General features: G+C 51.0%; 10 protein-coding genes, 2 rRNA genes and 1 riboswitch (1 of these 13 running past the window's edge). Of the genes, 1 reads left to right on the top strand and 11 read right to left on the bottom strand.

Annotated elements, in window-relative coordinates; genetic code table 11:
* Nucleotides 1-5 precede the first annotated feature (5 nt).
* From purF to purE, 8 genes are read right to left on the bottom strand one after another with little or no spacing between them, the layout of a single operon-like run.
* Nucleotides 6-1,415: an amidophosphoribosyltransferase gene (purF, locus tag BV910_RS02730; protein ID WP_015880711.1), complete on the bottom strand. Its 1,410-nt coding sequence runs from the start codon at nucleotides 1,413-1,415 to the stop codon at nucleotides 6-8.
* Nucleotides 1,391-3,610, bottom strand: a complete 2,220-nt coding sequence (gene purL / locus BV910_RS02725; protein ID WP_078146254.1) for a phosphoribosylformylglycinamidine synthase subunit PurL — start codon at nucleotides 3,608-3,610, stop codon at nucleotides 1,391-1,393. The genes purF and purL overlap by 25 nt, the downstream gene beginning before the upstream one ends.
* The gene (purQ, locus tag BV910_RS02720) at nucleotides 3,594-4,274 is read right to left on the bottom strand and encodes a phosphoribosylformylglycinamidine synthase subunit PurQ (protein WP_031420919.1); all 681 of its coding nucleotides are present in this window, start codon (nucleotides 4,272-4,274) and stop codon (nucleotides 3,594-3,596) included. The genes purL and purQ overlap by 17 nt, the downstream gene beginning before the upstream one ends.
* Complete coding sequence (purS, locus tag BV910_RS02715; protein WP_031420917.1) at nucleotides 4,271-4,513, bottom strand: phosphoribosylformylglycinamidine synthase subunit PurS; 243 nt, start codon at nucleotides 4,511-4,513, stop codon at nucleotides 4,271-4,273. Before purS ends, purQ begins: the two co-directional genes overlap by 4 nt.
* A complete protein-coding gene (gene purC / locus BV910_RS02710) occupies nucleotides 4,510-5,214 on the bottom strand; it encodes a phosphoribosylaminoimidazolesuccinocarboxamide synthase (RefSeq protein ID WP_078146253.1) in 705 nt (234 codons plus the stop codon). Before purC ends, purS begins: the two co-directional genes overlap by 4 nt.
* 49 nt (nucleotides 5,215-5,263) lie before the next feature.
* Nucleotides 5,264-6,556, bottom strand: a complete 1,293-nt coding sequence (gene purB, locus BV910_RS02705) for an adenylosuccinate lyase (protein WP_015880706.1) — start codon at nucleotides 6,554-6,556, stop codon at nucleotides 5,264-5,266.
* Nucleotides 6,553-7,647, bottom strand: a complete 1,095-nt coding sequence (gene purK, locus BV910_RS02700) for a 5-(carboxyamino)imidazole ribonucleotide synthase (RefSeq protein ID WP_205728284.1) — start codon at nucleotides 7,645-7,647, stop codon at nucleotides 6,553-6,555. Before purK ends, purB begins: the two co-directional genes overlap by 4 nt.
* Nucleotides 7,647-8,135 (bottom strand): 5-(carboxyamino)imidazole ribonucleotide mutase, encoded by a 489-nt coding sequence (gene purE, locus BV910_RS02695; protein ID WP_078146252.1) that lies wholly within the window; start codon nucleotides 8,133-8,135, stop codon nucleotides 7,647-7,649. The genes purK and purE overlap by 1 nt, the downstream gene beginning before the upstream one ends.
* A gap of 68 nt (nucleotides 8,136-8,203) precedes the next feature.
* Nucleotides 8,204-8,305: riboswitch (purine riboswitch) on the bottom strand.
* Nucleotides 8,306-8,452: 147 nt separating this feature from the next.
* On the opposite strand from purE, the gene BV910_RS02690 reads away from it, so the two are divergent.
* The gene (locus BV910_RS02690; RefSeq protein ID WP_078146251.1) at nucleotides 8,453-8,923 is read left to right on the top strand and encodes an NUDIX hydrolase; all 471 of its coding nucleotides are present in this window, start codon (nucleotides 8,453-8,455) and stop codon (nucleotides 8,921-8,923) included.
* Between the two features lie 42 nt (nucleotides 8,924-8,965).
* Here BV910_RS02690 and BV910_RS02685 read toward each other — a convergent pair whose 3' ends face one another.
* The 3 genes from BV910_RS02685 to BV910_RS02675 form a co-directional block, all read right to left on the bottom strand.
* Nucleotides 8,966-9,157, bottom strand: coding sequence for an NETI motif-containing protein (locus BV910_RS02685; RefSeq protein WP_015880702.1), 192 nt, complete (start codon nucleotides 9,155-9,157; stop codon nucleotides 8,966-8,968).
* An 87-nt stretch (nucleotides 9,158-9,244) separates the two neighbouring features.
* Nucleotides 9,245-9,361 (bottom strand): 5S ribosomal RNA (gene rrf / locus BV910_RS02680).
* 55 nt (nucleotides 9,362-9,416) lie between these two features.
* A 23S ribosomal RNA gene (locus tag BV910_RS02675) occupies nucleotides 9,417-11,646 on the bottom strand (it continues 684 nt past the right edge of the window).

The raw sequence follows: 11,646 nt of genomic DNA, 5'->3' as shown, positions 1-11,646 counted from the left end.
CCCCCTTAAGCCTTTGTCTCTGTCACGAGTTCTGCAAGTTCAGTCGGATAAAGTCCCGTGAAGCATGCAGCACACTGCCCGCGTAGTGCTCCTTCGAATGGACGATCGATGGCTTCGACCGTTCCATCCAATGTGAGGAACGCTAGTGAATCGGCACCAATCTCTTCTCTGATTTCTTCAATGGATTTGGTTGCCGCAATTAACTCTTCCTTGGTGGATGTATCGATTCCGTAGTAACACGGATGTTTGATCGGTGGTGACGTGATGCGCACATGCACTTCCGTCGCGCCTGCCTCTCGTAGTAACGTGACGATTCGGCGACTCGTCGTTCCACGGACGATGGAATCATCGACCATGATGACGCGTTTCCCGTTTACGACACCGCGTAACGCTGACAACTTCATCTTCACCCCGCGCTCCCGTAATTCCTGGGACGGTTGAATGAACGTCCGTCCGACGTAACGGTTTTTAATGAGTCCCATTTCGTAAGGAATTCCGCTCGCCTCAGCATAGCCGATTGCCGCAGAAATACTCGAATCCGGAACACCTGTCACGACATCCGCTTCGACCGGTGCTTCTTCAAACATCTTTTTCCCCATGGCCTTACGCGCCGTATGCACGTTGATGCCATCGATGATGGAGTCTGGTCTTGAGAAGTAGATGTATTCCATTGAGCACATGGCACGGACGGCCGCTTCACTGAATCGCTCTGACGTGATGCCTTCATTCGTGACCATGAGCAATTCTCCTGGCTCCACATCCCGTACGTACGTCGCCCCCACGACGTCAAACGCACACGTTTCTGAAGCGAACACGTAAGCCCCGTCTTCGGTTTGTCCGAGTGATAATGGACGTAACCCATGCACGTCAACACCGACGTACAGTGCATCTTCCGTCAAGAACAGGAATGCGAATGCCCCGACGAGACGGGCCAAGCTGTCGGCGATCCGTTCTTTCAACGAATTGCCGCGACTCCGCTTGATGAGGTGGGCCACGACTTCCGTGTCGGACGTTGTCTGGAAGATCGCGCCTTCCGCTTCGAGCATGTGTTTCAATTCGTTCGCATTCACAAGGTTTCCGTTATGCGCCATCGCCAAATCACCAGTCAACGACTTGAAATGGAGCGGTTGAACATTCTCGAGCGTGTTGCCGCCAGCCGTCGAGTAGCGGACGTGTCCAATCGCATGGTTCCCGGTGAGTGCGTCGAGAGATGTTTCGTCAAACACTTCGGTGACGAGTCCGAGTCCACGTTTTGCGTGGAGACGCTCTCCGTCTGCCGTGACGATTCCTGTTCCTTCTTGGCCACGGTGTTGCAAGCTGTGAAGTCCGTAATAGGCTAGGTGTGACGCTTCGATGTGACCGAACACACCGAAGACGCCGCATTCCTCGTTCATGCCTCGGATGTCATATAACATGGAATAGCTCCTTCCCATACACGCTCTAACTCTTTCACGTCCATTTCAATCAAGCGGTCGCTTGCGCGAACGACAAGAGTGGATGTTTCTGTAACTGTCCCGATTGCTTTTCCGTTCGTCATGCTCGCGAATGCCTCGGCATGTGCCTTGTCGACCGTCACGAGGAAACGTGACTGTGATTCACTGAATAGCGCCGTCACGAGATCTGTGTCAATCGTCACGTCCACGCCGAACCCTGTTCCAAAGACCAGTTCCGGTAACGCTGCCGCAAGACCCCCCTCTGATACATCATGTGCCGCCGTGACCAGACCTTCACGGATAGCGTGAAGCAACGCCTTTTGTGTCTGACGTTCTTCTTCAAGATTGAGTGTCGGTGCATGACCGCTCACTTTTCCGTCTTGCAACATCTGAAGGGCACTTCCGCCAAACTCTGCTTTTGTCTCACCGAGTAAGAAGACGACGTCTCCCGCTTGTTTCGCAAACGATGTCGTAATATGTTCTGGTTTCTCGATGAGCCCGACCATTCCAACGACCGGTGTCGGGTAGATGGCTTGTCCGTTTGATTCGTTATAAAGCGATACGTTCCCTCCGATGACTGGCGTATCGAGCGTACGACACGCTTCTGCCATTCCTTCGACGGCTTGGTCGAGCTGCCAGAACCCTTCCGGTTTATCCGGGCTCCCGAAGTTGAGACAGTCCGTCAAGGCGAGTGGTTCTGCACCACTTGCGACGATATTTCGTGCCGCCTCCGCGACAGCGATGGCTCCACCGACACGTGGGTCGAGATAGACATATTTCGCATTGCAGTCTGTTGTCATCGCGAGCGACTTCTCCGTTTCACGAATGCGAATGACCGCGGCATCACTACCCGGTGCGACGACTGTCGACGTTTGTACCATATGGTCATATTGCTCATACACCCAACGTTTCGAGGCGATGCTCGGCATCGCAAGGACGTCTTTCCATGTCGTCATCACATCTTCGACGACTGGTGTGACCGGCTCCATCGCTTGGAATGCTTCATAATATGCTGGAACTTTAGACGGTTTATGATAGACCGGTGCGTCTTCTGCGAGTGCATCGACCGGTACTTCGGCCGCGACTTCCCCTTGATGAACGAGACGAAGTACTTTTTCTTCAATGACTTCGCCAACTTTGACTGCATGAAGTCCCCACTTCGTGACGATTGCTTCGATTTCGTCTTCATGTCCAGCTTTGACGACGAGAAGCATCCGCTCTTGCGATTCCGAAAGCATCATCTCGTAAGGTGTCATGCCTGTCTCACGTTGTGGGACGAGGTCTAGGTTCATCTCGATTCCCATCCCTGCTTTTGATGCCATCTCTGCTGACGATGACGTCAATCCGGCTGCGCCCATGTCTTGAATCCCGACAAGCGCAGGATGTTTGATGACTTCGAGACACGCTTCGATCAAAAGTTTCTCCATGAACGGGTCCCCGACTTGGACGGCCGGACGTTTCTCGTCCGCGTCTTCTCCGAGTTCTTCAGAAGCGAACGTGGCACCATGGATTCCATCACGCCCTGTCGTCGCTCCGACGTACATGACCGAGTTTCCGACACCTTCCGCGATTCCTTTTTGAATGTCTTCATGACGGATGAAGCCGACGCACATCGCGTTGACGAGCGGGTTTCCTGAGTAAGCCGGGTCAAAGGCGACTTCCCCACCGACAGTCGGGATGCCGACGCAGTTCCCGTATCCAGCGATGCCGGATACGACATGACCGAATAAATGTTTCACACGTGATTCGTTCAAATCTCCGAAACGGAGTGAGTTCAATAAAGCGATCGGACGGGCGCCCATCGAGAAGATGTCACGGATGATTCCGCCCACCCCAGTCGCCGCTCCTTGATAAGGCTCGATCGCGGATGGATGGTTATGACTCTCGATTTTGAAGGCGACGGCTTGACCGTCTCCGATGTCGACGATTCCAGCCCCTTCTCCTGGTCCTTGTAAGACGTGCTTGCCGGTTGTCGGAAACTTCCGGAGCACCGGTTTCGAGTTTTTGTACGAACAGTGTTCAGACCACATGACCGAGAAGAGACCGATCTCTGTATAATTCGGTTCCCGGCCAAGCAGTGAGACGACGAGCGCGTATTCGTCGTCCGATAATCCCATCGTGGCATAAATCCGTTCATCACGGATTTGTGTAGCTGTCGGTTCAGTTGTAAGTAACATGTCGTGCCCCCCATTTTACGATTGACGTGAATAACCGTTTACCGTCTTCCCCACCGAGCAACGCTTCGACCGCACGCTCCGGGTGTGGCATCATGCCGAGTACGTTTCCTGCCTCGTTCGTGATGCCGGCAATGTTTTCGACCGATCCGTTCGGGTTCTCTTTATAGGTGAACGCAATCTGGCCATTTGCCTTCAATGTCTCGAGTGTCGTTTCGTCACAGTAGTAGTTGCCCTCACCGTGTGCGATTGGCACGCGAATCGTTTCCTGTGCCGCGTACTCACTTGTGAACATCGTCTCGTTGTTTTCGACGACAAGGTCGACGGTCTTACACATGAATTTCAAATCGCGGTTTCGCATCAATACACCTGGGAGGAGTCCCGCTTCGACGAGCACTTGGAATCCGTTACATACGCCAAGAACCGGGCGTCCTTCTTCCGCGAAACGCTTCACTTCAGCCATGATTGGTGAAAACTGGGCGATTGACCCGCAGCGCAAGTAGTCTCCGTATGAGAAACCACCTGGTAAGAGGACTCCATCAAATCCTTCAAGTGAGGTTTCCGTATGGAACACGTATTCCGCTTCTTCCCCGAGCACATCTTTTACCGCATGGTACATGTCGAGGTCACAGTTTGATCCTGGAAAGACGATGACCGCAAACTTCATGCGAGTACCCCCATCTCGATTTCAAAATTCTCAATGACCGTATTGACGAGTAACTTCTCACACATCTCTTTGACCATGGCTTCTGTCGTGTCGTCCGCTACTTGAAGCTCGATGACTTTCCCGATCCGCACCGATTCAACTCCAGCGAATCCGAGATGTTCGAGCCCGCCTTTTACGGCAACTCCTTGTGGGTCGAGTACACTTTCACGTAATGTCACATACACATTTACTTTTTTCATTGTCCGTTTCCCCCTATGCGTGTTAACAATTGTCCATACGTCTCAGTCAAAGAACCTAAATCGCGACGGAATACATCTTTATCAAGTTTCTGTTTCGTTTCTTTGTCCCAGAGACGACACGTATCCGGTGAGATTTCATCCGCCAAAATGATCGTCCCATCCACTTTTCCGAACTCTAGTTTGAAATCGATCACGTCGATGCCGTGTTGACTAAAGAAATCGAGCAAGACATCGTTTACCCAAAGCCCGAGTTGTCGCAATGTTTCGACTTCTTTGTGTGTGGCAACTTGCAATAATCGGATATGATCTTCTGTGAGGAGTGGGTCCCCAAGAGCGTCGTCCTTATAATAAAACTCGACAATCGGTGCGAGGAGCGGTGTTCCCTCTTCCCAACCGAGACGTTTCGCTAGACTACCGGCCGCGACGTTGCGGACGACCACTTCTAACGGGATGATGTCGACACGGCGGACCAACTGTTCTCGCTCTGAGATTCGTTTGATAAAGTGCGTCGGAATCTTGTTGTCATGCATCAATTCGAACAACTGGGTCGTGATGGCGTTGTTTAAAATCCCCTTCCCATCAATCGACTCTTTCTTCTCTCCATTGAATGCTGTCGCATCGTCTTTGTAGTACACACGAAGCACACCCGCTTCTTCTGTCTCAAATAATGCCTTCGCCTTACCTTCATAAATTGCTTTCATCTGAACCGTTCCCCCTTAAAAGTGAGAGGGGCATGTCGCCCCTCAACGATTACAAACCACAGCGTTCAAAAATCGTATCGACACGACGTACGTGATAACGCGGGTCGAACAACTCATCGAGCTCTTCACTCGTAAAGAGTGCGCCCATTTCTTTGTCCTCTTCAATCAATGTACGGAACATCGTCTCTTCTTCCCATGCCTGCATCGCCTTCGGTTGAACCGCGTCATATGCCGCTTCACGAGACCAACCCTTTTCGATGAGACCGAGTAAGATCCGTTGCGAGAAGATGATTCCGAACGTGCGGTCCATGTTGCGACGCATGTTGTCCGGGAAGACCGTCAAGTTCTTCACGATGTTACCGAAACGGTTCAACATGTAGTTGAGGAGAATCGTTGCATCCGGAATGATGATTCGTTCTGCTGATGAGTGCGAGATATCACGTTCATGCCAGAGTGGGACGTTCTCGTATGCTGTCATCATATGACCGCGAATGACGCGTGCAAGACCCGTCATATTTTCAGAACCGATTGGGTTACGTTTATGCGGCATCGCCGACGACCCTTTTTGTCCTTTCGCAAAGAACTCTTCCACTTCGCGTGTCTCTGTTTTTTGAAGTCCACGAATCTCCGTTGCCATCTTTTCAATCGATGTGGCAATCAATGCGAGTGTTGACATGTACTCGGCATGACGGTCACGTTGGAGAGTCTGTGTCGAAATCGGTGCAGCTTGGATACCGAGCTTGTCACAGACGTATGACTCGATGAACGGGTCGATATTCGCAAACGTCCCGACCGCTCCGCTCATCTTCCCGAATTCAATCGTTTCGCGAGCTGCCATGAAGCGTTTTTTGTTCCGTTTCATCTCTTCATACCAGAGGGCGAGCTTCAGACCGAACGTGGTCGGTTCTGCGTGCACGCCGTGGGTACGTCCCATCATGATGTCATACTTATGTGCTTTCGCTTTTTCTGCGAGAATACCGATGAAGCGATCTAAATCGGCCTCTAAAAGATCATTCGCCTGTTTGATTAAGTACGAGAGTGCCGTATCGACGACATCCGTCGACGTCAATCCGTAATGCACCCATTTTTTTTCTTCTCCGAGTGTCTCAGAAACGGCACGAGTGAACGCGATCACATCATGACGTGTCTCTTGTTCAATCTCTAGAATCCGATCAACATCAAACGATGCCTTGTCCCAAAGAACTTGTACATCTTCTTTCGGGATGATACCGAGTTCACTCCAAGCCTCACAGGCATAAAGTTCAACTTTTAACCAAGCCTCGAATTTGTTCTGATCAGTCCAAATGTTTGCCATCTCTGGGCGGGTGTAGCGTGAAATCATAAAACGGTCTCCTTCCAAATTGCCAGTTGTTCGATGGTATGAAGCGCTTCTTCGACCGTGTCACCAAGGACGTTCAAATGTCCCATTTTGCGACCTGTCTTCGCTTCATCTTTTCCATACAGATGTAGTTTAACATTCGATGGCAATGCTTTGACATGAAGTCGTGGCATATGCTCGCCGAGAAGGTTGACCATGACGACAGGCGATGTCAATCTCGTCCGTCCGAGGCGCATCCCGGTCACGGCTCGAATGTGTTGTTCAAATTGTGAGGTTTCACAAGCGTCAATCGTGTAGTGCCCGGAGTTGTGCGGACGCGGCGCAAGCTCATTCACATATAGACGGCCATCCGCCATGACGAACAGCTCGACAGCGAGCGTTCCCATTAAGCCGATATGGTCTGCAAGCTGGAGAGCGAGGTGTCTTGCATCCTCTTGAATCTCATTTGATACGCGAGCCGGTACAATCGATAAATGTAGGATGTTGTTGTGATGAATGTTTTCACTGATTGGGAATGTCGACGTTTCGTCATACCCTCTCGTCACAATGACTGAAATTTCTTTTTCAAATGGCAACCAAGCTTCGGCGACATATTCCTGCTCGACAAAATGTTCAACGAATGTCTGAAGGTCATGTTCCGACCGAATGACCGTCTGCCCTTTCCCGTCATAGCCGAAACGACACGTTTTGATGACAAACGGCAAGCCGAGCTTCTCATATGCCTGCCGTACATCTCGAACCGTACGTACCGAAACATATGGAGCGACACGTAGTCCCGCTGATTCAATCATCTGTTTCTCTAAGATGCGATGTTGCGTCGCCTTCAACACGTCCATACCTTGTGGGCATTTTTCTTCGATGGCTGCAATCATTTCCGTATCGATGTTCTCAAATTCATACGTCACAACGTCTGAACGAGCAGCGAGTTCTTTTGCGGCATCGACATCATCAAATGAGGCAACAATTGAATCTGCCACTTGAGCAGTCGGTGCATTGGGGTTCGGGTCAAGACAAAGTGTCGTGTATCCCATTGCACTCGCACTGAGTGACATCATCCGTCCAAGTTGTCCTCCACCTAAAATTCCGATTCTCATCAGACCAACTCCTCCGTTCCTCGCATCGCCATCTCTTGTTTCTTCTCACGAAATGCATCCAGTCGATGTGTTATGTCTGTGGAGTGGATGCTGAGGATTTGAGCAGCCAATAATCCTGCATTCGTTGCTCCCGCCTTACCAATGGCAACAGTTGCTACTGGAACTCCTGCAGGCATCTGAACAATGGAGAGGAGCGAATCCATTCCATTGAGTGCTTTCGACTGAACCGGGACACCGATGACAGGAAGTGTCGTTTTCGCAGCGACCATTCCAGGAAGGTGGGCTGCCCCACCAGCACCCGCAATGATCACTTGGATGCCTCTGCCTCGTGCCTCTTCAGCATATTCGAACATAAGGTTTGGTGTACGGTGAGCGGATACGACTTGTTTTTCATATGGAATCTGCAACTCATCCAACACGTCACACGTATGTTTCATCGTCTCCCAATCAGATGAACTTCCCATGATTACTCCAACTGCTACGTTCATTCCCAATGTCCCCCTTACAAAAAGAAATCCCTAAACCGACAATCAGTTTAGGGTATAGGCATGACAAATACACGTCCGCTACACCCCATAGTCTGATCAGAATCGGTGATCAGGTAGAAACTTGCAAGCCATTTCCTTGCGATTATATGGAGCACTATTTATTTTTCTTATCTCACACGCCTATCGTACCTTGTTCTTTGAAAACATGTCAATAAACTGCGAACATTTTAATTGTCTGAATATTTATCGTTCGCTTTTTGGATGTTATCAGCACAATCTTATCCGATAATGTATGCTATTGAAAAGGGGGGAGTTCGATGAGTTACATATCGAGTCTTAGAGAAGTGATTGGCAACCGACCGATCATCAGTGTGGGAGCAACCATTTTGGTCATCAATCAAAAGCAAGAGGTACTGATGCAATTCCGATCGGATACACTTGACTGGGGTTTACCAGGAGGATCGATGGAACTCGGGGAAACGTTGGAAGAAGTCGCTGCTAGAGAATTAGAAGAAGAAACTGGACTTCTCGCTGAGCAATTTGAATTAATCCAAGTCTTTTCCGGTTCAGATGGATACTTCAAATATCCAAACGGAGACGAGACATACGGTGTCATTCATTTATACCAGGCGAAAGGAGTACATGGAGCGCTCGTCATGGAAGATGGTGAAAGTTTGGCTCTTGAATACTTTAGTAAAGAGAATCTTCCTAAAAAGATAGAAAAACGAGCTCAAACTTTATTGGATGCGCTTGGAGATCGATGCTTTGAACGCGAGCATTCATTTTGAGACATAAAAAAGCCGTCACGCAGATTGTGTGACGGCTTGGCATTAGGATTCTTTAGAGACGCATTCAAATAAAATCGATTGATGGGAATGGACAGGTTCATCTTTGGCTCCCGTTTGCTCAAAGACGGGCTTTTCAATACGGCGTATAGGACGATAACCCATTTCATTGATTCGATCTAAACATTCACTGACCGTTTCATTTGGTTCGACATATACTTTGATCTTCTTAGCCATTGCTTCTTACGTCCTCTCTTCCACTAAGCTGAATCGATAATATGAAAAAACGGCGGCCCTTGAGCGAATGCTCCAGAACCACCGTTTGCCTGGCAACGTCCTATCCTCACAGGGGGAGATCCCCCAACTACTTTCGGCGCTGAGACGCTTAACTTCCGTGTTCGGCATGGGAACGGGTGTGGCCGTCTCGCTATCGCCACCAGACTCTACAGGGCTTGTTCCCTGAAAACTGAGGATTCATCAACACAAACCATTAGACTAGATCAAAGCCTCGACCGATTAGTATCATTCAGCTCCACGTGTCGCCACGCTTCCACCCATGACCTATCTACCTCATCGTCTCTGAGGGGTCTTTCTTGATTGCTCAAAGGGAAATCTCATCTCGGAGGGGGCTTCATGCTTAGATGCTTTCAGCACTTATCCCGTCCGCACGTAGCTACCCAGCGGTGCTCCTGGCGGAACAACTGGTACACCAGCGGTGCGTCCATCCCGGTCCTCTCGTACTAAGGACAGCTCTCCTCAAATTTCCTGCGCCCACGACGGATAGGGACCGAACTGTCTCACGACGTTCTGAACCCAGCTCGCGTACCGCTTTAATGGGCGAACAGCCCAACCCTTGGGACCTACTCCAGCCCCAGGATGCGATGAGCCGACATCGAGGTGCCAAACCTCCCCGTCGATGTGGACTCTTGGGGGAGATCAGCCTGTTATCCCCAGGGTAGCTTTTATCCGTTGAGCGATGGCCCTTCCATGCGGAACCACCGGATCACTAAGCCCGACTTTCGTCCCTGCTCGACTTGTAGGTCTCGCAGTCAAGCTCCCTTCTGCCTTTGCACTCTTCGAATGATTTCCAACCATTCTGAGGGAACCTTTGGGCGCCTCCGTTACTGTTTAGGAGGCGACCGCCCCAGTCAAACTACCCGCCTGACACGGTCCTCCAGCCGGATCACGGCTGCGAGTTAGAGACTCTATACGCAAAGGGTGGTATCCCAAGGGTGTCTCCACCGAAGCTGGCGCTCCGGCTTCACAAACTCCCACCTATCCTGTACATCGCGTACAAAGCCTCAATATCAGGCTGTAGTAAAGCTCCATGGGGTCTTTCCGTCCTGTCGCGGGTAACCTGCATCTTCACAGGTACTATGATTTCACCGGGTCTCTCGTTGAGACAGTGCCCAAATCGTTACGCCTTTCGTGCGGGTCGGAACTTACCCGACAAGGAATTTCGCTACCTTAGGACCGTTATAGTTACGGCCGCCGTTTACTGGGGCTTCGGTTCAGTGCTTCTCTTGCGATGACACATCCCCTTAACCTTCCAGCACCGGGCAGGCGTCAGCCCCTATACTTCATCTTGCGATTTAGCAGAGACCTGTGTTTTTGCTAAACAGTCGTTTGGGCCTATTCACTGCGGCTTATGTTGCCATAAGCGTCCCTTCTCCCGAAGTTACGGGACCATTTTGCCGAGTTCCTTAACGAGAGTTATCCCGCGCGTCTTAGAATTCTCATCTCGCCTACCTGTGTCGGTTTGCGGTACTGGCGCCGACCTCCTCACTAGAGGCTTTTCTTGGCAGCGTGAAATCCGGTGCTTCGCCCTACGGGCTCCACGTCACAGCTCAACCTTGTATGCCGGGCGGATTTGCCAACCCGACGGCCTCGCTGCTTGTCCGTGCACTTCCAGTCGCACGGTCACCTTATCCTTCTGCGTCCCCCCATCGTTCAAACGGTGGTACGGCGGTACAGGAATATCGACCTGTTGTCCATCGCCTACGCCTTTCGGCCTCGGCTTAGGTCCAGACTAACCCTGAGCGGACGAGCCTTCCTCAGGAAACCTTAGGCTTTCGACGGAGGGGATTCTCACCCCTCTTTTCGCTACTCACACCGGCATTCTCACTTCCAAGCGCTCCACGGCTCCTCACGATACCGCTTCACTGCTGCTTGGAACGCTCTCCTACCATCCCTTACGGGATCCATAGCTTCGGTGGTATGTTTAGCCCCGTTACATTTTCGGCGCGGCGCCACTCGACTAGTGAGCTATTACGCACTCTTTGAATGGTGGCTGCTTCTAAGCCAACATCCTAGTTGTCTGTGCAGCGCCACATCCTTTTCCACTTAACATACACTTGGGGACCTTAGCTGATGGTCTGGGCTGTTTCCCTCTCGACTACGGATCTTATCACTCGCAGTCTGACTCCCGAGTACAAGTTGCTGGCATTCGGAGTTTGACTGAATTCGGTAACCCTGTGGGGGCCCCTAGTCCAATCAGTGCTCTACCTCCAGAACTCTTCACCTCGAGGCTAGCCCTAAAGCTATTTCGGAGAGAACCAGCTATCTCCAGGTTCGATTGGCATTTCACCGCTACCCACACCTCATCCCCGCACTTTTCAACGTGCGTGGGTTCGGACCTCCAGTCAGTGTTACCTGACCTTCATCCTGGACATGGGTAGATCACCTGGTTTCGGGTCTACGACGACGGACTGATGCGCCCTGTTCAG

It is taken from the genome of Exiguobacterium sp. HVEsp1 (assembly GCF_002009685.1).
In the GTDB taxonomy this organism is placed as follows: domain Bacteria; phylum Bacillota; class Bacilli; order Exiguobacteriales; family Exiguobacteriaceae; genus Exiguobacterium; species Exiguobacterium profundum.
Note: the sequence above shows the minus strand (reverse complement) of the source record. Positions and strands in the feature narration are given on the sequence as shown.